This is a genomic window from Sphingopyxis alaskensis RB2256 (assembly GCF_000013985.1).
GTDB classification, from domain to species: Bacteria; Pseudomonadota; Alphaproteobacteria; order Sphingomonadales; family Sphingomonadaceae; genus Sphingopyxis; species Sphingopyxis alaskensis.
Window position 1 is genome coordinate 2414624 of record NC_008048.1, and the last position, 19892, is coordinate 2434515.

Below are 19892 nucleotides of genomic sequence, written 5' to 3' on the forward strand. Positions count from 1 at the left end.
CGATTTATTCACCCTGTCGGATGGGGGTGCGTCAGCCGGTTGCGGCGATGCTCCCGCTGGAATTGAAAGAACAGGACAAAGCGAATGAGTGCATTCGGACGCCGACCCGGAACCGCTGGCCGCCCCGCCTTTGGCGTGGCAAAGCCGATGCAGGGTGGGCCGGGTGTGCCCGGCGGCGCGCAGTTCCCCGCGATCGAAACGCCGCCGGCGATCGACATTCCGCAAATGCCGTCGAACCTGTCACCCGAAGGCGAGGCGATGGAACGGCTGAACCAGCGTTCGACCGCCGAGGCGGTGGAGCCCGAAAAGGCGCAAGGGTTCGAGGCGAGCGTCCACAAGATCAAGGAACAGGTGCTGCCGCGCCTGCTGGAGCGCGTCGACCCCGAAGCCGCAGCGACGCTCAGCAAGGACGAGCTGACCGAAGAGTTCCGTCCGATCATCCTCGAAGTGCTCGCCGAACTGCGCATCACGCTCAATCGCCGCGAACAATTCGCGCTCGAAAAGGTGCTCGTCGACGAGCTGCTCGGCTTCGGCCCGCTCGAGGAGTTGCTCGCCGATCCCGACATCAGCGACATCATGGTCAACGGCCCCTATCAAACCTATGTCGAGCGCAAGGGCCAGCTCGTCCTAGCGCCGATCCAGTTCCGCGACGAACAGCATCTGTTCCAGATCGCGCAGCGCATCTGCAACCTCGTCGGCCGCCGCGTCGACCAGACGACGCCGCTCGCCGACGCGCGCCTCAAGGACGGCAGCCGCGTCAACGTGATCGTGCCGCCGCTCTCGCTTCGCGGCACCGCCATCTCGATCCGCAAATTCTCGGCCAAGCCGATCACGCTCGACATGCTCTGCCAATGGGGCGCGATGAGCCAGAAAATGTGTACCGCGCTGAAAATCGCGGGCGCCAGCCGCTTCAACATCGTCATTTCGGGCGGCACGGGTTCGGGCAAGACCACCATGCTCAACGCGCTCTCCAAGATGATCGACCCCGGCGAGCGCGTGCTGACGATCGAGGACGCCGCCGAACTTCGCCTGCAACAGCCGCACTGGCTGCCGCTCGAAACGCGCCCCGCGAACCTCGAGGGCAATGGCGCGATCCATATGGGCGACCTCGTCAAAAACGCGCTGCGTATGCGCCCCGACCGCATCATCATGGGCGAGGTTCGCGGCGCCGAATGTTTCGATCTGCTCGCCGCGATGAACACCGGTCACGACGGGTCGATGTGTACGCTGCACAGCAACAGCCCGCGCGAATGCCTCGGCCGCATGGAGAACATGGTTCTCATGGGCGACATCAAGATTCCGAAGGAAGCCATCTCGAAACAGATCGCCGATTCGGTCGACCTGATCGTCCAGATCAAGCGCCTGCGCGACGGTTCGCGCCGCGTCACCAACATCACCGAGGTGATCGGCATGGAAGGCGACGTCATCGTCACGCAGGAATTGTTCAAGTTCGAATATCTGGACGAGGACAAGGACGGCAAGATCGTCGGCGAATATCGCTCGATGGGCCTCAGGCCCTATACGCTCGAAAAAGCGCGGCAATACGGGTTCGATCAGCCCTATCTGGAGGCGTGTCTTTGAGCTCGACGTCATTGCGAGCCGAGCGAAGCAATCTCCAGCTATCGGTCGTTCAGTGCCGATAGCTGGAGATTGCTTCGTCGCTACGCTCCTCGCAATGACGCAGAGTGAACGGCGCTTAGGGTCCTGACCCTACGGCTTCAACGCCAGCGCCGCCGCGAACAGGGCAACCCCCGCCGACGCCAGCGCAATCCCGCGCCACGGCATGAAACCCACCTTGTCGACATCGCGCCGGTTGTTGCGGCGCCAGTTCGCGACCTCGGCGACGCCGAACAGCGCCGCTGCGCCAATCGCCACCGACAGCATCGACACTTGCATTGCCGCGCGCACCTTCGCAAACAGGGAGAAGTCCCCCAAAAGAGAGGTTGCCCATATGCGTTCGCTGATCCTCGTTGCAAGTAATGCTATCGCCCTCGCCGTCGCCGCGCCCGTCCTCGCCGACCATCATGGCGGCGGCCACGCCGCGCACCACGGCCATGACGCCATCGCCGCCGCGGTCGCCGCACCGACGCGCACCCCCGCGAATATCGAGCGCGACAAATATCGCAACCCAGCAGAAACGCTCGCCTTTTTCGGCGTGAAGCCCGGCGACACCGTGGTCGAGCTGTGGCCGGGCGGCGGCTGGTACACCGAAATCCTCGCGCCGCTGACGAAAGCGGGCGGCGGCACGCTCTATGTCGCGGCGCCGTGGGAACGCGGGCTTGCTCGCATCAGGGAAAAGCAGGCGGCCGACACGGCGACCTATGGCGCGCTCAGGCTTGCGGAGTTTCCGGCGACCGGCGCGGGACCGAAAGTGCCTGACGGCAGCGCCGATGTCGTGCTCACCTTCCGCAACGTTCACAACTGGCGCTTCGGCGGCGCCGACAATACCGCCAACGCCTTCAAACAGATTTTCGCGATGCTGAAGCCCGGCGGCACGCTCGGTGTCGTCGAACACCGGCTGAACGAGGACGACGACGCCGCGAAGGAGGAAAAATCGGGCTATATGAAGGAAAGCTCGATCATCGCCTTTGCCGAGGCCGCGGGCTTCGAGCTGGCGGGCAAGAGCGAGATCAACGCCAATCCCAAAGACACCAAGGATTATGAAAAGGGCGTCTGGACGCTCCCGCCGGTGTTGCGCGAGGGGGAGACCGACCGCGCGAAATATGTCGCGATCGGCGAATCGGACCGCATGACGCTGAAGTTCGTGAAGCCCGCACGCTGAAGCCGATCGCCTCCATCGATCCGGCGCTGCTGCTCAGCGCCTATGCGCAGGGGATTTTCCCGATGGCCGACGGGGCGGACGACCCGTCGGTCCATTGGGTCGAGCCGCGGCTGCGCGCGATCCTGCCGCTCGACGGTTTTCACCTCTCGCGCAGCCTGCGGAAAGCGATTCTCGCCGAGCGGTTCCGCGTCACCACCGACACCGCCTTTGCCGATATGGTCGCGCTCTGCGCCGAGTCCGCCGACGACCGGCCGACGACGTGGATCAACCCCGTCATCAAGGCAAGCTACGACCGGCTCTTCCGCCTTGGTCACGCGCACAGCGTCGAATGCTGGCAGGGCGGCGAACTGGTCGGCGGGCTTTACGGGGTGACGCTCGGCCGCGCCTTTTTCGGCGAATCGATGGTCAGCCGCGCGCGCGATGCGTCGAAGGTCGCGCTCGCCCACCTCGTCGCGCGGCTGATCGCCGGCGGCTGGAAACTGCTCGACTGCCAGTTCCTCACCCCGCACCTCGCCAGCCTCGGCGCGATCGAGATCCGCCAGGCCGATTATCTGGCCCGGCTTTACTCGGTATTGGCCGGGGGCGACGGCGCCGGGGTGGCCGCCGGTTCCGGCGCCGGTGCCGGTGCGGCAGGGCTTTCGCCCCCCTCGCCGCCGTTCGTCGCGGGCGACTGGGGCGCGCTCGATGCCCTGGGCGCCGCAGCCGCGGCCGACGGGCGCGCGACCGGCTCGCCGCCGGGATATGTCATTGTGCAGCTTTTGACGAACACGTCATAGATCGGATGCTCGATCACATTGCGGTCGGGCCGCTCGCGGAAAAGCCAGCCCGAAAAGACGCGGCGCCATTTGTCGTCGCGCTGATCCTGCACCGAAAGCTGGACGAAGGCGCCGGTTTCGGGGGGGTCTTCCCATGGCGCCGTTTGTTCGCACGCGCGCAGTCGCACGATCGCGCGTCCCTCGCGCACCGATTCGCCGGGCTTCATCTCCAGTTCGCGCACCAGCCCGTTACGCTTGTTGAGCAGCCCCAGCACCGCGACGCGCTCCGCCATCGGGGTTGCGCCCTCGATGCCGCCGATTTCGGCGGGAACGCGCTCCGACTTCATCGCCGTCGGGACGGTCTTGCTGCCGTTCGAGGGCGAGCGGTCGCATCCGGCCAGCGCCGCCCCGGCGGCAAGGACGATCCAGACGCGGCGCGGCATTAGTCGGCGCCGGGCCGCCAGGCCTCATAATCGCCGGTGGCGGCGGCGCGGCGCCCGCCGCGTTCGAGCGCGCCCGCAGGGCGATAGGCGCCCGCGCTGCCGGTCAGATTGGGCGTCGGTTCGCGTTCCCACGCGCGCGGCGCGGGCAAGACGTCGGCCGGAAGCTCGTCAAAGGTGCCGTGCAGCCAGCCGTGCCATTCGGGCGGCACGCGGCTCGCGTCGTTCGACCCCTTATAGATCACCCAGCGGCGATGGCCCTTCTTCGCGCGGTAGTAACGGTTGCCAAGCCTGTCCTCGCCGACCTTTTCGCCGCGCGCCCAGCTGTTCAGCAGCGTGCCGACGGTCGCGCCGTCCCACCAGGTGAAAATCTTGCCCAGGATGCTCATGGCTGCGGCGTTTACAGGCAAGGGTGCGGCCTTCGCAAGCGAATTGCTCGCCGAATTGCCGCCTATTGTGTCCACGTCACGCTGGCGCTCTCGTCGATCCCCAGCCGCGCCGCGGTGCCGCCCGCAAGTTCGAGCACCGCGCTCACCTCGCCGCCGCTCGCGACGGGTTCGAGCGAGCCGGGGATGGTGTTTTCGGCGATACGGTCGATGCTGCCGTCGGCGCGGATGAAGATCATGTCGAGCGGGATCAGCGTGTCCTGCATCCAGAAACTCGCGATCCGCGGTTTTTCGAACGGAAAGAGCATCCCGCCGTTCGCCGGCAGGCCGGTGCGGAACTTCAGCCCCTGTTTCTGCTCCGCATCGCTGCGCGCGACCTCGACATCGAACCGGTGCGCCTTGCCCGCCATGGTGATCGTCACCACGGTCGTCGCCGCATGCTCCGCCTCGCTCGCATCGTGGCTGCACGCCGCCATCGGCAACGCAAGCGACAGGGCGAGGGCGGTCAGAATGATACGCATAAAGGACTCCAGCCTATATTCGTCATCCCGCGAAGGCCGGGATGACGGCCCGATGCGGAGTATAGGAGCTAATCGAGCGCCGCCCCCGCGTCCAGCGCCGCCAGCGCGTCCGCGTCGCCCGGCGCCACGCCAAGGATATGCCGCGCCAGCGCCGGGCTGTGCCCCGCGCGCACGAAAGCGGCGACCTGCCGTTCGCGCAGCTTGGGGTCATCGAGCCCGCGTGCGGCAAAAGGCCCCAAACGCCGCCGCCGGGCAAAGCCGATCGCCGCCGCGACCGCCGCGCTCTCGGCCGCCTCGATCGCTTCGCCGCTGTCCGCCTCGGCGATTCCATCGACGTAAAGCTGCGCCCTTACCCGCCGCACTCCCAGCCCGCGCCGCGTCATCGCGCCGGCGCGCATCGCGGCATATTGGCGGTCGTCGAGATAATGCAAACGCTCCATCCGGTCGGCGACCGCCTCGCACGCCGCCATGGCGTCACTTTCGTCCATCCATTCGGATTCGCGCACTTTTCGGGCGAGATAGCGCAGCAGCTTGGCGCGGCTCGTCGCGAATCGCGCGACATAGGCAAGCGCCAGTTCGTCGAGCTTCGCTGCGCCGAGCGGTCTTTTCGATCGGTCGAAGGGAGCAGGATGCTTGGGCATGTGCCATGTTTGTGCCACAGTCGGGCCCGATTGAGAACGATCAACAGCGCCATATCGGGCACCAAAGCCCGGATATGGGCGATTTGTTCAAACAACACAGGGTCCGCGCACGCTTCATGGCACAAAAGGATGACATGCTTGTTGCCGCGCGCCCCGAATCGAGGGACGTCGCACCCCTTATGACCGAAAATCATGCCGCTTCGGCCGACACGCTCGTGCCGACGCCGACCCAATGCGCCCAGCCGCGCCGTTTTTCCGACTTCGCCACCGTCGGCGAGGCGCTCGATTATGCCGCGAGCGGCACGCGCGGGCTCAATTTCCACGATCCGCGCGGGCGTCTGATACGCGCCTATCCCTATAGCGAGCTGCGCGCCGACGCGCTCGCCGCCGCCTATCGCCTGATCGCCGCGGGCGTGAAGCCGCAGGATCGCATCGCGCTGATCGCCGAAACCGGCCCCGAATTCGCCGCGCTCTTCTTTGGCGCCATCTATGCCGGCGCCTGGCCGGTGCCGTTGCCGTTGCCGACCAGTTTCGGCGGGCGCGACTCCTATGTCGGCCAGCTCGTCGTCCAGCTCACGAGCTGCGACCCCAGAATGCTGTTTTTCCCGCCCGAAATCGCCGCGATGGCGGTCGAGGCGGCCGAGCAGCGCGGGGTCGAGCCGCTCGACTGGACCGCCTTTGCCGAACGCGCGGCCCCCGTCGCCGACTTGCCCGCGCAAAAGACCGACGAGACCTGCTATCTTCAGTATAGCAGCGGCTCGACGCGCTTCCCGCACGGCGTGGCGGTGACGCACGGCGCGCTGCTCAACAATCTGTCGGCGCATTCGCACGGCATGAAACTGCAGGACAGCGACCGCTGCGTGTCGTGGCTGCCCTGGTATCACGACATGGGGCTCGTCGGCTGCCTGCTCTCCCCCGTCGCCAATCAGGTGTCGGTCGACTATCTCAAAACCGAGGATTTCGCGCGCCGCCCGCTCGCCTGGCTCGACCTGATCAGCCGCAACCAGGGCACGACGCTCAGCTATTCGCCGACCTTCGGCTATGACATTTGCGCGCGCCGCATCTCCAGCCAGAGCCATGTCGCCGACCGGTTCGACCTGTCGCGATGGCGCGTCGCGGGCAATGGCGCCGACATGATCCGTCCCGACGTGATGCAGGCCTTTGTCGACGCCTTTGCCGATGCGGGGTTCAAGGCGAGCGCCTTCCTGCCGAGCTATGGCCTGGCCGAAGCGACGCTCGCGGTCAGCATCATGCCGCCGGGCGAGGGCATCGTCGTCGAACTGGTCGAGGAAACCGAACTGTCGGGCGCCGCGAACGACAGCGGCCGTCCGACCCGTTACCGCGCGATCGTCAACTGCGGCAAGGCGGTGAAGGACATGGTGATCGAGGTCCGCGACGAGGCGGGCAATCCGCTCCCCGACCAGACGGTCGGCAAGGTGTGGTGCACCGGCCCGTCGCTGATGACGGGCTATTACCGCGATCCCGAAGCGACCGCGGCCTGCCTGAAGGACGGCTGGCTCGACACGGGCGATATGGGTTATATATCAAACGGTTATATCTATATCGTCGGCCGCGCCAAGGATATGATCATCATCAATGGCAAGAATCACTGGCCGCAGGACATCGAATGGGCGGTCGAACAATTGCCGGGATTCAAGTCGGGCGACATCGCCGCCTTTGCGATCACCACGCCGGGCGGCGAAGAGACCCCCGCGGTGCTCGTCCAGTGCCGCACCAGCGACGATGCCGAACGCGCCGCGCTGCGCGAGACGATTCGCGAGCGCGTCCGCGCGATCACCGGCATGAACTGCCTCGTCGAACTGATCCCGCCGCGTACCCTGCCGCGCACCAGCTCGGGCAAATTGAGCCGGTCAAAGGCGCGCGCGCAATATCTTGCCGGGGAAATCCAGCCCTTTGCCATTGCGGCATAAGGGCGGGACCGCCCGGTAGCGAGCTGAAGCGATCCTCCCCCGTCGGGGGACGGGGACCACCCGCAGGGTGGTGGAGCGGTACAGGCGGTTTACGCAGCACTCGACCGAAAGGGCCGGTCTGTCCTGAAACCAGCTTGAGGCACGCTACCTCACCGGCAAGATAATCCGGGGGTGCCCCCCACCATGCTTCGCATAGTCCCCCTCCCCGTTCCGGGGAGGAACGGCAGGAACGGCAGGAATCCACCCAAAACCCGTCCTTCCCACGCAATCCTCCATCCTGTCCCCGCCCGGCACATCTATTCGCGGCCAGACGGTCCGATGGTTACCTTCGGGTAACCCGCACCCGCTACACGGGGCGGGTGAAAAGCCTGCCGACCGACCTGACTGCCGCCGACGTCATTCCCGCGCGGACCCTGCTGGGGCTGGGGCCGCGGGATCAGGACATCGGAAACCTCCACCAGCTTCAGCTCGCGCCGCTTCGCGGCCGCGGATCGCTGCGTCTGGCGATGGGCATCGGCATGGCGCTCGTCGCCTTTCTGACGATGCTCCACCATGTCGCGCTGCCGGTCGCGGGCGGCTGGCTCGCCGGGTCGCTGCTTTTCAGCCTGTGGTCCTACAGCCGGTTCCGCAACCTGCCGCTCGGCGATCCGAAACTTCCGGGAAGCGCCGAATATCGCATGTGCAACCGGCACGCGCTCTATTCGGCGCTGCTCTGGGGCCTGCCCTTCTGGCTTCAGGGGCTCGCGCCCGGCGTCGACCATATATTGTCGATGTGGACGATCGCGGTGCTGATGATGCTGACGCTGGCGATCGTCGCGCACAGCGTTCCGCTCGCCTGCGCCCTGTTCATCATGCCTGTCTCGCTGTCGGCGGCAGCGGCGCTGGGGCTTGCCGGCGCGCCGGAAATCGCCGCGGTCACGCTCGTCGCGGGCATCCTGCTTTCGGCCTTCTGCGTCCGCTTCGCGCAAATCCATATCCGCTCGCGCCGCGCGGAAGAGACGCTGCACGAAAAGAGCGAGACGGTCAGCCTGCTGCTGCGCGAGTTCGAGGAAACCTCGGCCGACTGGCTGTGGCAGACCGACAGCAACCGCCGCCTCGTCCACGTCTCGCCGCGCCTCGCCTATGCGCTCGGCGGCACCGCCGAGGGGCTTGAAGGCATTCCGCTGCTGCAGGCGCTGTCGGGCGACGCTTGGGAAACCGGGCTGTTCCCCAAGAGCCTGCACGACATGGCCGAACGGATGAAGCGGCGCGAGAGCTTCTCGAACCTGATCGTTCCCGTGTCGATCGACGGTCGTCCGCGCTGGTGGGAATTGTCGGCGTCGCCGCGGCTCGACGAATCGGGCAGGTTTCTGGGGTTTCGCGGGGTCGGGTCCGACGTCACCGAACAGCGCGCGACCGCCGAACAAATCGCCCGGATGGCGCGATTCGACAATCTCACCGGTCTGCCCAACCGGCTCAGCCTCAACGAGGATCTCGCGCGGGCGCTCACCCGCGCCATCGAGGCGAAGTCGCGCTGCGCGCTGCTGATGATCGACCTCGACCGCTTCAAGGCGGTCAATGATACGCTGGGGCATCCCGTCGGCGACAAATTGCTCGCGCAGGTCGCCGCGCGCCTCAAAGGGTTGATGGAGCGCGGCATGACCTGCGGCCGCCTTGGCGGCGACGAGTTTGCCGTCGTGCTGCACAATCTCTCCTCGCCCGCCGTCGCCGAGGATCTGGCGCAGCGGATCATCGCGACGATCAGCCGGCCCTATGTCGTCGACAATCATCAATTGTTCGTCGGCGCCAGCGTCGGTTATGCGATCGGCCCGACCGACGGCGCGACGGTCGAGACGCTCACCCGCAACGCCGACCTGGCGCTCTATAAATCGAAGGACCGCGGCGGCAATGTCGTCGCCGCCTATGTCGCCTCGCTCCACGCGCAGGCCGAGGAACGGCGCGTGATGGAGCAGGAATTGCGCGGCGCGCTGGAACGCGGCGAGTTCGAGCTTTATTACCAGCCCGTCGTCACCGCCGCCGACGGCACGCTCAACGGCTTCGAGGCGCTGATCCGCTGGACCAACCACAAGCTCGGCAATGTCTCGCCCGGCCGCTTCATCCCGATCGCCGAGGACGCGCGCCTCATCTCGCCGATCGGCGAATGGGTGCTGCGCACCGCGTGCCACGAGGCGATGAAATGGCCGTCGAACCTGAAGGTCGCGGTCAACGTGTCGGCCGACCAGCTCACCGATCCCAGCTTCGCCTCGGTCGTCGTTTCGGCGCTCGCACAGAGCGGGCTTTCGCCGCAAAGGCTGGAGATCGAAGTCACCGAAAGCGTCTTCCTGCGCGACGGCGGCGGCGCGGCGCAGCTGCTCGACCAGCTCATCGGGCTGGGCATCCGGCTGTCGCTCGACGATTTCGGGACGGGCTATTCCTCGCTCGGCTATCTGCGCAAGACCCAGTTCTCGACGATCAAGGTCGACCGCAGCTTCGTCGTCGGCGCCGCGAAGGGCAGCATCGAATCGATCGCGATCATCCGCGCGGTCGTCGCGCTCGCCGACAGCCTCGGCATGTCGACCACCGCCGAGGGTGCGGAGACCGAGCTCGAGGTCGAAACGCTGCGCAGCTTCGGCTGCTCGAACATCCAGGGCTATTATTACGGGCGCCCGATGCCCGCGAGCGATGTGCTGACGCTGTTCCGCCGCCCCGACGACGTGGCGATCGCCGCGGCGTGACGATCGTCGCCCCCGCGAAGGCGGGGCCGCCGTCAGCCTTGCGCGGCCAGCCGAATACTCCGCACGACGAATCGAATGTCCTGCCAAAAGGTTCCCCGGTCCGCCGCATCTGCGGCGCGGCTCGTCGCTCGACGGGTGGTGGACGCCGCCGGGCGTGGCAAAGACGCCCCAACGCTTGAGAACAAGCCCCGGGGGTCGCAATCCATGGTCCAACGCCGCTTTCTGAACGCCGCCGTCGCGTCGGCGATGACGCTCGCCGGGCTGCTCGCCGGCGCTCCCGCCGCGGCGCAATCCTATCTGCAATGCGTTCCCTTCGCGCGCGCCGAATCGGGCGTCGACATCCGCGGCAACGCCAGGACCTGGTGGGCGCAGGCGGCGGGAAGCTATGCGCGCGGCAATGAACCGCGGCCGGGTGCGGTCATGGCCTTTGCGGGCACGCGCGGGATGCCGATGGGTCATGTCGCGGTGGTCAAGAAGATCGTCGGCGACCGCGAAATCCTGATCGACCATGCCAACTGGTCGCCGATCAATGGCCGCCGCGGCCAGATCGAGCGCGATGTTCGCGTCGTCGACGTCAGCGACGCAGGCGACTGGAGCCTGGTGCGCGTCTGGTACGCCCCGATCGGCGACCTTGGCCTGCGCGCCAATCCGGTGCAGGGCTTCATCTATGCGGGCGGCGAAGCGGGCGGGACGACCCCGGCGCCCAGCTTCAAGGCGCCCGTCTGGGCAACGAATGACTGGAAACCCGGCAACGGCCTTGCGCTCGTTGCCGCCTCGCTCGGCAACTGAGCCTTCCCCCCCACCTCCAGGGGCTCGACGAGCGACGAAACCATCCGGGGCGGCCCGCCGCTCCGGGTGGTTTCTGCTTTTAGAGCGCGGGGAGTTTTGAGTCGCCTCAGTCGGCGGCGGGCGCGCCCTCCTCGCCCGCGACATCCTCGAACCAGGCCTCGACCTCGCCCGCCAGCTTGATCGTCATCGGCTGGCCGAAGCGGTCCTTCGCCTTGCCCGCGGCAACGCGGATCCAGCCTTCGGAGATGCAATACTCCTCGACGTCGGTGCGCTCCTTGCCCTTGAAGCGGATGCCGATGCCGCGTTGCAGCACCTCCAGGTCGAAATGGGGCGAGCGCGGGTTGGTCGACAGGCGGTCGGGCGGCGTATCGGTCATGGGCAACTTTCCAGGAAAATGATGCGCGGCCCTAGCGGCACCTGACCGCCATCGTCAATCGCGAAGGCGCGCGGACCGCACGGATTGCGCGACGTTCCCCCGCCGACGCGCCGGTCAGGTCGGCGCCGCCTTCGCCTTGCGCGCCTGCCGCCACGAGCGCCGCTTCTTCACCATCGCCACCCCGTCGTCCGCGCCCCCCGGCGACGCCGTCAGCGGCACCGCCGGCACCGGCCGCCCCTCGGCCTCCGCGGCCGCGATCCATTCGCGATACACTTCGGGAATATCGCCCCCCGCCGCCACCCAGCCCGCCTCGCCGCCAAAGCGTTGCACCGGATCGGCGTCGGGCCGATCCTCGCCGATCTGCAACGGCCCGTGATAGGGCGAGGCAAGCGCGTCCAGCCGCACCAGCGGCACCGCGGGGTCGCCCAGCTGCGCCGCGATCGCGTCGGGGCCGCCCGCCGCGATCGCGGCATCGCTCGCACGCTGCCGCGCGGCGAGCGCGAGCAGCGCCGCATCGATCTCCGCCCGCGCCTGTTCGTCGAGTTCCATCCCCTCGAACCCCTCGATCAGCCCCGCCGCCGCATCCTGTGCCACGAGCGCGTCGCCATGCGTCCCGAGCGCCGTCGAGACGCCGCCATGGATCACCGTCCGCACCGTCGTGGTCGACGCCTCGGCCATCGCGCCCGCCGCCCCCGCGCCTCCCGCAGGTCCGCTCCCGTCGATCCCCCCTTTCCCGCGCGCGTCGCTCTCCCTGTTCCCGTTCGTGTCGAGCGAAGTCGAGGCACCCCGCGCTTCGACGCGACCCGCCGAGGCCGCCGCCCCCGCGCTCGCCCGCGTCGAGAAATAATTGATCGTCGTGCGCTTGCCCCCCGCATCCTGGCCGTAATGGCGCAGGCAGAACATCAGCAGCGCGTCATTATGCTTGCGCCGGAATCCCATCAGCTTGCCCGCGACAAAGACGGGCACCAGATAGCCGTCGATCGCGCGCTCGAACGCAATATCCTTCAGCCGCGCGACCCCGAAATCGAGCGCCGCCTCCCACGCCCGCCGAAAGCTCTCCGCGCCCGGCGCGCGGCGCAGCGTATAGCAATTCGTCTGCGCCATATTGACCATCGCCGCCGCGCGGCTGACCGACCCCGTATCGGCGAGCGCGGCGATAAAGGCCTTCTGCCGCTCGGGCGTCCACCCGTCGTGCCGATATTTGCGCGGCACCGGCGTAAAGTCGGGAAGCGGCGGCCGCGCCGCCTTCGCGATCGGGGTGCGATTCTGCATATCCTGTTCTCCTGTCGGTCAAAACCGGACAGGATATGACGGAGGGGAGGAATGTAGGAAAGGGTTTTGTTTATGGTTTGTTCTGGAATGAGGGTGGATGGCGTTACGCCCCATCAAAGCCGTAGCTGGCCGCAAAAGATCCAAGGAAATAGATCGAAATCGGTATGTTGCTTGCCACAAGGCTGATGACATGTTCCCCATATATTCTTATACGGTCGGAACCTTAGGAGAACGACCAATGCGCCGCAATACCGTCACCAAGCTGAAATCGGACCGTTCGGTATATATGGCTTGTCAGGACAATCTCGCTTTTATGCGCCCGCTGCCCGACGAGAGCATGAAGCTCATCGTGACCTCGCCGCCATACAATATAGGCAAAGCATACGAGCAACGCTCTCCTCTGGCAGAATACGTCAAGGGGCAAGCGCAAGTAATTTCGGAGTGTGTTCGGTTGCTTTCCAAGGGTGGGTCGCTCTGCTGGCAGGTTGGAAATCACGTTGACCGAGGCGAAATCTTCCCGCTTGATATGGTGCTTTACCCGATTTTCAAAGAGCACGGCCTCAACCTACGCAATCGGGTGATCTGGCATTTCGAGCATGGCTTGCACTGCTCCAAACGGTTGTCTGGCCGCTATGAGACCATTCTCTGGTTCACAAAGGGTGATAGCTATCATTTCGACGTCGACCCCATCCGGGTTCCGGCCAAGTATCCGGGTAAGAAGCATTTTAAGGGGCCTAAAGCAGGGCAACTCTCCGGCAATCCCCTTGGGAAAAATCCTGGGGATGTGTGGATATTTCCCAACGTCAAATCCAATCACGTCGAGAAGACGAGTCATCCATGTCAGTTCCCTGTCGAACTGGTCGAGAGGCTAGTATTGGCATTGACTGAACCCGGTGACGCCGTATTTGATCCTTACATGGGGGTAGGCTCCTCTGTCGTTGCAGCTGCCATGCACGATCGCATAGGCTATGGCTGTGACGTGGTATCGGAGTACGTCGACATTGCATGGCACCGGGTTCACGCATTGCGCGCTGGAACTTTGAAAACTCGACCAATGAACAAGCCGGTTTATGATCCTAGCTTGCCGAAGGGCGGGCACTAATGAGGATCGTTCAATACTATTCTCATCTTAACGGCTTCGAGTTCCTCAAGTATCACAAAGCCCACATCTGGGATGATCTCGAAGCCGTCGTAGCTGCTGTCGATGCCGAAGCCTGTCGGACCAAGGCGTCAGCGGAGGCTCGGAAAGAAGGGCGTCTGCTATACTCCCCAGTGGATATGAACAAAGAGTTCGCGCGCCTATTTGCGGACCATCATTGGACCGAGCGACGGGTTACAAACTGGCTGTCAGAGGACACCTCGCTATTGCGGGATATAATGTCCCTTGAACCGCAGGCGCAGAAGGAAATGATTGAGGCGCGAGGCCTTGAGCCGATTATGACCTACAATCAAACCGATTTCGTGAAGGATAGGGTAGCGGTCGAAATACAGTTCGGCAAATATGCGTTTGTCGCGCATGACCTGTTCGTTAAACATATGTCATTCTTCATTAGCGATGACATAGACGTCGGTATCGAGGTCGTGCCCATGAAGTCGATGGAACGCGAAATGTCTTCTGGGGTTCCCTACTACGAGCGGGACCTATTCAATCTCATGCGGCAGGGACGTGGCATTCCCGCGGTACCGATCATCTTGGTCGGCGTCGCGCCCTGACCGCCGACCAGTCGCCATAGCCGCGAACGTCGCCTTCTTGTTAATCTACGCCCAAAAAATTTTCTGGCCGCCGACAGCTGCTAGGCAGCGGCTATTTCACCTCCCGCCACGCCCCCACCGCCAAATCCCCGATCTCCCACCCCCCGATCCGCCAGCGCACCAGCCGCAGCGTCGGATGGCCGACCGCCGCCGTCATCCGCCGCACCTGGCGGTTGCGGCCTTCGGTGATGGTGAGTTCGAGCCATGAGTCGGGCACGCTCTTGCGGTATCGCACCGGCGGGTCGCGGTCCCACAGCTTTGGCGCCCCGATGCGGCGGACGGTCGCGGGGCGGGTCGGGCCGTCGTTCAGCGTGACGCCGCGGGCGAGCGCATCCAGCGCGGCGTCATCGGGCTCGCCCTCGACCTGCGCCAGATAGGTTTTGGGCATCTTGTGCTTCGGCGACGATATCCGCGCCTGGAGCGCGCCGTCGTCGGTCAGGACGAGCAGGCCTTCGCTGTCCTTGTCCAGCCGCCCGGCGGGATAGACGCCCGGCACGTCGATATAGTCGGACAGCGTCGCGCGCCCGCCGCCGGTCCCGTCCGCGCCGCCGCGATCGGTGAATTGCGACAGCACGCCGTACGGCTTGTTGAACAGGATCAGGCGGGGCAACCGGGCCTCCTCGGCTATCAAGAAACCCAACTGTAACCATTCGTGTCGAGCGAAGTCGAGACACGCCTGGAACGCGCCTGCCCTCGCGTGTCTCGACTTCGCTCGACACGAACGGACAGCGAGGCGCGAGCGGAAAGGGCGCGCGTGAACAGGAAAGCGGGCCGCCGCACTCAAAAGAAAAACCGGCGGCCGTTTCGGGCCGCCGGTCTGTATCTTACGCCGCTTCCTTCTTGCGGCTCGCCTTCTTGCGCTCGTGCGGGTCGAGGATCGCCTTGCGGATGCGGATGTTCTTCGGCGTCACCTCGACCATCTCGTCATCGTCGATATAGGCGATCGCCTGTTCGAGCGTCATGCGCCGCGGCGGCGTCAGGCGGATCGCATCGTCCTTGCCCGTCGAACGGAAGTTGGTGAGCTGTTTCGACTTCATCGGGTTGACCTCAAGGTCTTCGGGCTTGGCATTCTCGCCGATGATCATCCCCTCATAGAGCGCCTCGCCGGGCGAGACGAAGAGGATGCCGCGCTCTTCGAGCGGGCCGAGCGCATAGGCCACCGCTTCGCCATTGCCGTTCGAGATGAGGACGCCATTCTTGCGGCCCTCGATCACGCCCTTGTACGGGCCATATTTCTCGAACAGGCGGTTCATGATGCCGGTGCCGCGCGTGTCCGACAGAAACTCGCCATGATAGCCGATCAGGCCGCGCGAGGGGCCGCTGAAGGTGATGCGCGTCTTGCCGCCGCCCGACGGGCGCATGTCGGTGAGGTCGGCCTTGCGCAGCTGCATCTTCTCGACCACCGTGCCGCTATGCTCGTCGTCGACGTCGATGACGACGGTTTCATAGGGCTCGGTGCGCTGGCCGCTCTCGTCGGTCTGATAGAGGACGCGCGGGCGGCTGATGCCGAGTTCGAAGCCTTCGCGGCGCATCGTTTCGATGAGCACGCCGAGCTGAAGCTCGCCGCGGCCGGCGACCTCGAAACTGTCCTTGTCGGCGCTTTCGGTGATGCGGATCGCGACATTGGTTTCGGCTTCGCGGTACAGCCGGTCGCGGATCATGCGGCTCGTCACCTTGCTGCCCTCGCGGCCCGCCATCGGCGAATCGTTGACGGCAAAGCGCATCGACAGCGTCGGCGGGTCGATCGGCTGCGCGGCGATCGGCTCGGTCACGCTGGTGTCGGCGATGGTGTTCGCGACGGTCGCCTGCGCCAGCCCCGCGATCGCGACGATGTCGCCCGCCTTCGCCTCGTCGACGGGGACGCGGTCGAGCCCGCGGAAGGCGAGCAGTTTCGACGCGCGACCGGTTTCGATCACCTTGCCGTCCATGTCGAGCGCGTGGATCGGCTGGTTGACCTTGACCGACCCCGACTGGACGCGGCCGGTCAGGATCCGGCCGATGAAATTGTCGCGGTCGAGCAGCGTCGCGAGGAAGGTGAAGGGCGCATTTTCGTCGAGCCCCGGCGCGGGGACATGGCGGACGATCGTTTCGAACAGCGGCTCCAGCGTGCCGTCGCGCGCTTCGGGGTCGGGCGAGGCATAGCCGCCGCGGCCCGAGGCATAGAGGATCGGGAAATCGAGCTGCTCGTCACTGGCCTCGAGCGTCAGGAACAGTTCGAACACCTCGTCGAGCACTTCGGCGGCGCGCGCGTCGCTGCGGTCGATCTTGTTGACGACGACGATCGGTTTGAGGCCCAGCGCGAGCGCCTTGCCGGTGACGAACTTGGTCTGCGGCATCGGCCCTTCGGCGGCGTCGACGAGCAGGATGACGCCGTCGACCATGCTCAGGATGCGCTCGACCTCGCCGCCGAAATCGGCGTGGCCCGGCGTGTCGACGATGTTGATCCGCGTCGCATCATCGCCCTCGCCCCATTCGACGCTGGTGCATTTCGCCAGGATGGTGATCCCGCGCTCTTTCTCCAGGTCATTGGAATCCATGGCTCTTTCTTCGACGCGCTGGTTGTCGCGAAAGGTGCCCGACTGGCGGAAAAGCTGGTCGACGAGCGTGGTTTTGCCGTGATCGACGTGCGCTATAATGGCGATATTGCGGAGCGACATGGAAAAAAAGGCCTTTTGTGGAGATGAGCGGCAGCGCCGTGGCTGGGCGCGCCCTTAGCGATTATCCTGCTGCGGCGCAACAAAAGCGAGGTTGGCCGGATTGTATAATGATCGTGCTTCGCGTCGGCGCAGCCGCTGCACGAGGTCCTTCTCGAACGCCGCCCGCCACGCGGACAGCGCAGCGATGAAGCCATCGCTGTTTGCCGCCTTGTCGTGCATGTCGGCCAGCACGCGCGAGGCCGCCAGAAGCTCGCGTCGCTCGGCGCCAAACGGCGGGGCCGGATAGCGCTCGGCGATCAGCCCGAGCTGGTGGCGCGCAGCGGCCAGCAGCGCGCGCGCCGCGACGGGATCGGCGCGTCGCGCCATGCCGGTCGCGCCGCGCAGCGCAAAGTCGATCAGCCGCAACTGGTCGTCGAGGGCGCGTCGACCGGGCGGGTCGCCATCGGGACAGGGCGCGATCGCGCGCACATAGGCGGCAAGTGCCGCGAGCATCGCCGGCGTCGGCTCGCGTCCGGCGAACTCGTCGACAATCAAGTCGCGGACAAAGGATTCCAGCGCGCCGCCCGCCGGATCGCGCGACACTTTGCCCGGCCGCGCCAGATCGGGGATGGTGACGGGGTCAAAGCGGCCATTGCCACGCGCGGCTCCAAAGAAACTGTGGGTAACATCGGCCGTCCCCGCCCGGTCCGACACGCCCGCCATCAGGAAATGCGCGTTGTCACGGCCATTGACATGACAACCGGCGCAGCTCAGCCCGGCCTTGGCGGCCTGGCCGCCGAGCAGTCGCGGGCTGTTGAACAGCGCCTCTCCGGCCTGCACCTCCACCGCTGCGCTGCCCAGGCAAGCCGCAGGCTGCGTCGACAGGGCGGCAAGCTCGGCTCCGGGAGCCGTCCAACGCAGTATTTCGAACGGCGGCGGCGCGGCGGCGGGGGTCGCGGGAACGGCAAGCGCCAGCGCGCCGACAATGCCGCCGGTGCGCAGCATCAGCTTGCCGATCGCACTTTCTCCTCGATCCAGCGGCGCAGTTCATCGGCCTCGTTGCAACCAAAACCGCAGATCGCGTCGAGCCGCGCCAGATGCGCCTTCGCCCCGGCAACATCGCCCCGCTCGAGCTTCAGCTCGCCATAATATTCGATCGCGCCGCGGTGGGTCGGCGCGATCGCAAGCGCGTCGCGATAATAGGCTTCGGCCGCGTCGTGACGCCCAAGCTTGCGGTTCGCGAAGCCGAGGTAAGTCAGCACATCGGGGTGCGGCCCCGCCGCCCAGAGCGCGGCGTCGAGTTTCGCGATCGCCGCTTCGTAACGATGTTCGTTGATGAGCGCGACGGCCGCAACATAGGTCGTGTCGAGCGCTTCTGCCGATGGCGGCCGCACATCGGGCGCGACCGCAGCACTTGCCTGCGGCCTCGCGGCGATCGCAGCCTCCAGCCGGGCGATCGCATCGGCAAGCTTTGCCGAATCGGCACAGCCGCCCGCGCATTGTTGCTGCATCATTTTCAGTGCCTGCAACTGCTCGTCCGCCTTGCCGGCCTTGCCGAGTTTCGCGTGCGCGATGCCCAGATCGCGGCGCGCCTCGACCATTTTCCCATCGTGGCGCACTGCCGTTGCGAGTGGCTTTACCGCGCGCGAAAAATCGCCCAGCGCCATATGGCTGGCGCCGAGCAGATAATTGGCCTGCGGGTTCGCGGGGACGGCTGCCACGACCTTTTTGAGAGCTTTCGCCGCCTCGGCATAGCGGCCCGCGGCAAAGGCATCGACGCCCTTCTGATAGTCGATGGTCGGGTCATAGATACTCTGGCTCGGCGGCGCGCCGCCTCCCCCGCCACCGCCGCCCGCCGCAAGGGCGAGGGGCGCCGCCAGCGCCGCACAGGCGGCGAGCAGAAGCAAGGATGACCGGTAGTAGCGCATGGCGTGTCGCTCCTCGGTGCGGAGACGGCTCAGTCTACCACAGAAGCGACCGATGCGAAACGGATCAAAGCATCGCGATCAACCGCTCGACTTCCTGCCCCGCGGCGCGGGCAGCATGGCGCAGGTTCGTCTGGAATGCGCCCCCGCTGTCACAATTCGCCTCGTCGGTCACCGCCTTGATCGCCGCCCATGGCTTGCCGAGCCGCATCGCCGCCTGCGCCACCGCGCCGACCTCCATGTCGACGAGCGTTGCGCCGAGCGACGTGAGATCGGCGGCGGCATCGGGACAGGCGATGAAACTGTCGCCGCTGGCGATGCGCGCGTGCGGCAGGTCGAGCCCCGGATCCGCCATCGCCGCGAAATGCGCGCCCGACGATCCCCGCCCCGGCTCGCCTATCGGCCAGTCGCCCGCACGATAGCGACGGAAGCGGCCGGGCTCGGTCGCGCCATAATCATGCTGCAACGCCTCGGCGATCCAATAGGCGCCCGGCGGCGCGCCGAGCGATCCGCAAGTGCCCGTCATCATAATGAGGTCAGCGTCGCCGCCGAGCACGCCTACCACCAGCGCGGCGTTGACCTTGCCGAGCCCGCAGGTGGCGATGGCGACCTCATGGCCATCCGCGGCGATGCGACGGACGGCGAAGGGATCGTCGCTGCGTTCGCCGACGTCCGGAAACAATGCGTTGGCCTCTTCGGGAAGTGCGGCGAGAATCAGGATATGGGCCATCGGTTTCCTGTAGCGTCGGAGCGGGCGGGTGGGAAAGATTCGCGTATGCGCGGCCGGTTGCGACCCCAAGCGGACGTTTCCTTCGACCTCACTCTGAACCTGTTTGGCCTTTATCCCTTTCGGGCAAATATCTGCCGGGTTCCGGGGCATCGTAGAGCAGCACCTGACTTTTGGACGCCCATGAACCCCGGCCTTGGCCGGGGTCCGGCCCTCCCCTGTCCCAAAGGGATAAGCGCCAACTG

General features: G+C 66.0%; 19 protein-coding genes and 1 pseudogene. 8 read left to right on the top strand and 12 right to left on the bottom strand.

What is annotated here, in order from left to right; translation table 11 throughout:
* The first annotated feature begins 84 nt into the window (after positions 1-84).
* Positions 85-1581: a CpaF family protein gene (locus SALA_RS11660; RefSeq protein WP_011542575.1), complete on the top strand. Its 1497-nt coding sequence runs from the start codon at positions 85-87 to the stop codon at positions 1579-1581.
* Between the two features lie 129 nt (positions 1582-1710).
* On the opposite strand, the gene SALA_RS17150 is transcribed toward SALA_RS11660, so the two are convergent.
* A complete protein-coding gene (locus SALA_RS17150) occupies positions 1711-1896 on the bottom strand; it encodes a hypothetical protein (RefSeq protein ID WP_041383295.1) in 186 nt (61 codons plus the stop codon).
* Positions 1897-1951: 55 nt separating this feature from the next.
* Here SALA_RS17150 and SALA_RS11670 point away from each other — a divergent pair, with 55 nt between their 5' ends.
* Together SALA_RS11670 and aat are read left to right on the top strand one after the other, a co-directional pair.
* Positions 1952-2782, top strand: coding sequence for a class I SAM-dependent methyltransferase (locus tag SALA_RS11670; protein WP_041383296.1), 831 nt, complete (start codon positions 1952-1954; stop codon positions 2780-2782).
* A gap of 5 nt (positions 2783-2787) precedes the next feature.
* Positions 2788-3558 (top strand): leucyl/phenylalanyl-tRNA--protein transferase, encoded by a 771-nt coding sequence (gene aat / locus SALA_RS11675; RefSeq protein ID WP_041383297.1) that lies wholly within the window; start codon positions 2788-2790, stop codon positions 3556-3558.
* A 35-nt stretch (positions 3559-3593) separates the two neighbouring features.
* Here aat and SALA_RS16885 read toward each other — a convergent pair.
* The 4 genes and pseudogenes from SALA_RS16885 to SALA_RS11695 form a co-directional block, all read right to left on the bottom strand.
* A pseudogene (locus SALA_RS16885) lies at positions 3594-3980 on the bottom strand (DUF2155 domain-containing protein); the annotation flags it as partial.
* Positions 3980-4366, bottom strand: a complete 387-nt coding sequence (locus SALA_RS11685) for an NADH:ubiquinone oxidoreductase subunit NDUFA12 (RefSeq protein ID WP_011542578.1) — start codon at positions 4364-4366, stop codon at positions 3980-3982. The gene SALA_RS11685 and the pseudogene SALA_RS16885, both read right to left, overlap by 1 nt.
* 62 nt (positions 4367-4428) lie before the next feature.
* Positions 4429-4884 carry a DUF192 domain-containing protein gene (locus tag SALA_RS11690; RefSeq protein ID WP_011542579.1) on the bottom strand — a complete coding sequence of 152 codons (456 nt, stop codon included), beginning with the start codon at positions 4882-4884 and terminating at the stop codon, positions 4429-4431.
* A gap of 68 nt (positions 4885-4952) precedes the next feature.
* Positions 4953-5525 (bottom strand): RecX family transcriptional regulator, encoded by a 573-nt coding sequence (locus tag SALA_RS11695; protein WP_041383298.1) that lies wholly within the window; start codon positions 5523-5525, stop codon positions 4953-4955.
* Between the two features lie 179 nt (positions 5526-5704).
* On the opposite strand from SALA_RS11695, the gene SALA_RS11700 reads away from it, so the two are divergent.
* From SALA_RS11700 to SALA_RS11710, 3 genes are all read left to right on the top strand, one after another.
* Complete coding sequence (locus SALA_RS11700) at positions 5705-7456, top strand: fatty acyl-AMP ligase (protein ID WP_041384082.1); 1752 nt, start codon at positions 5705-5707, stop codon at positions 7454-7456.
* A 359-nt stretch (positions 7457-7815) separates the two neighbouring features.
* Positions 7816-10170: a putative bifunctional diguanylate cyclase/phosphodiesterase gene (locus SALA_RS11705; RefSeq protein ID WP_011542581.1), complete on the top strand. Its 2355-nt coding sequence runs from the start codon at positions 7816-7818 to the stop codon at positions 10168-10170.
* 204 nt (positions 10171-10374) lie between these two features.
* On the top strand, positions 10375-10959 hold the full coding sequence (locus tag SALA_RS11710) for a CHAP domain-containing protein (protein WP_011542582.1): 585 nt from the start codon (positions 10375-10377) through the stop codon (positions 10957-10959).
* A 106-nt stretch (positions 10960-11065) separates the two neighbouring features.
* Here the strand turns inward: SALA_RS11710 and SALA_RS11715 are convergent, their stop codons facing one another.
* A complete protein-coding gene (locus SALA_RS11715; protein ID WP_011542583.1) occupies positions 11066-11335 on the bottom strand; it encodes a DUF3297 family protein in 270 nt (89 codons plus the stop codon).
* A gap of 114 nt (positions 11336-11449) precedes the next feature.
* Positions 11450-12607 carry a hypothetical protein gene (locus SALA_RS11720; protein ID WP_041383300.1) on the bottom strand — a complete coding sequence of 386 codons (1158 nt, stop codon included), beginning with the start codon at positions 12605-12607 and terminating at the stop codon, positions 11450-11452.
* Between the two features lie 238 nt (positions 12608-12845).
* Between SALA_RS11720 and SALA_RS11725 the strand changes: the two genes are divergently transcribed.
* Positions 12846-13709: a DNA-methyltransferase gene (locus SALA_RS11725; protein ID WP_011542585.1), complete on the top strand. Its 864-nt coding sequence runs from the start codon at positions 12846-12848 to the stop codon at positions 13707-13709.
* Positions 13709-14320 (top strand): BglII/BstYI family type II restriction endonuclease, encoded by a 612-nt coding sequence (locus tag SALA_RS11730; RefSeq protein ID WP_011542586.1) that lies wholly within the window; start codon positions 13709-13711, stop codon positions 14318-14320. Before SALA_RS11725 ends, SALA_RS11730 begins: the two co-directional genes overlap by 1 nt.
* Before the next feature lie 91 nt (positions 14321-14411).
* Here the strand turns inward: SALA_RS11730 and SALA_RS11735 are convergent, their stop codons facing one another.
* The 5 genes from SALA_RS11735 to SALA_RS11755 form a co-directional block, all read right to left on the bottom strand.
* A complete protein-coding gene (locus SALA_RS11735; protein WP_011542587.1) occupies positions 14412-14969 on the bottom strand; it encodes a pseudouridine synthase in 558 nt (185 codons plus the stop codon).
* A 214-nt stretch (positions 14970-15183) separates the two neighbouring features.
* Entirely contained in the window at positions 15184-17016 is a 1833-nt protein-coding gene (gene typA / locus SALA_RS11740; protein WP_011542588.1) for a translational GTPase TypA, read from the bottom strand.
* Between the two features lie 54 nt (positions 17017-17070).
* Positions 17071-18000, bottom strand: coding sequence for a hypothetical protein (locus tag SALA_RS11745; protein ID WP_011542589.1), 930 nt, complete (start codon positions 17998-18000; stop codon positions 17071-17073).
* Positions 18000-18923, bottom strand: coding sequence for a tetratricopeptide repeat protein (locus tag SALA_RS16455; protein WP_011542590.1), 924 nt, complete (start codon positions 18921-18923; stop codon positions 18000-18002). Before SALA_RS16455 ends, SALA_RS11745 begins: the two co-directional genes overlap by 1 nt.
* 64 nt (positions 18924-18987) lie before the next feature.
* Positions 18988-19650, bottom strand: coding sequence for a 5'-methylthioadenosine/S-adenosylhomocysteine nucleosidase (locus tag SALA_RS11755; protein WP_041383302.1), 663 nt, complete (start codon positions 19648-19650; stop codon positions 18988-18990).
* Positions 19651-19892: the final 242 nt, after the last annotated feature.

Coding starts and splice junctions, on each gene's coding strand:
- SALA_RS11710 (WP_011542582.1), top strand. CDS start 10,375: ATGGTCCAACGCCGCTTTCTGAACGCCGCCGTCGCGTCGGCGATGACG.
- SALA_RS11700 (WP_041384082.1), top strand. CDS start 5,705: ATGACCGAAAATCATGCCGCTTCGGCCGACACGCTCGTGCCGACGCCG.
- typA (WP_011542588.1), bottom strand. CDS start 17,016: ATGTCGCTCCGCAATATCGCCATTATAGCGCACGTCGATCACGGCAAA.
- SALA_RS11730 (WP_011542586.1), top strand. CDS start 13,709: ATGAGGATCGTTCAATACTATTCTCATCTTAACGGCTTCGAGTTCCTC.
- SALA_RS11745 (WP_011542589.1), bottom strand. CDS start 18,000: ATGCTGCGCACCGGCGGCATTGTCGGCGCGCTGGCGCTTGCCGTTCCC.
- SALA_RS11720 (WP_041383300.1), bottom strand. CDS start 12,607: ATGCAGAATCGCACCCCGATCGCGAAGGCGGCGCGGCCGCCGCTTCCC.
- SALA_RS11685 (WP_011542578.1), bottom strand. CDS start 4,366: ATGAGCATCCTGGGCAAGATTTTCACCTGGTGGGACGGCGCGACCGTC.
- SALA_RS17150 (WP_041383295.1), bottom strand. CDS start 1,896: ATGCAAGTGTCGATGCTGTCGGTGGCGATTGGCGCAGCGGCGCTGTTC.
- SALA_RS11660 (WP_011542575.1), top strand. CDS start 85: ATGAGTGCATTCGGACGCCGACCCGGAACCGCTGGCCGCCCCGCCTTT.
- SALA_RS11725 (WP_011542585.1), top strand. CDS start 12,846: ATGCGCCGCAATACCGTCACCAAGCTGAAATCGGACCGTTCGGTATAT.
- SALA_RS11690 (WP_011542579.1), bottom strand. CDS start 4,884: ATGCGTATCATTCTGACCGCCCTCGCCCTGTCGCTTGCGTTGCCGATG.
- SALA_RS16455 (WP_011542590.1), bottom strand. CDS start 18,923: ATGCGCTACTACCGGTCATCCTTGCTTCTGCTCGCCGCCTGTGCGGCG.
- SALA_RS11670 (WP_041383296.1), top strand. CDS start 1,952: ATGCGTTCGCTGATCCTCGTTGCAAGTAATGCTATCGCCCTCGCCGTC.
- SALA_RS11755 (WP_041383302.1), bottom strand. CDS start 19,650: ATGGCCCATATCCTGATTCTCGCCGCACTTCCCGAAGAGGCCAACGCA.
- SALA_RS11695 (WP_041383298.1), bottom strand. CDS start 5,525: ATGCCCAAGCATCCTGCTCCCTTCGACCGATCGAAAAGACCGCTCGGC.
- SALA_RS11715 (WP_011542583.1), bottom strand. CDS start 11,335: ATGACCGATACGCCGCCCGACCGCCTGTCGACCAACCCGCGCTCGCCC.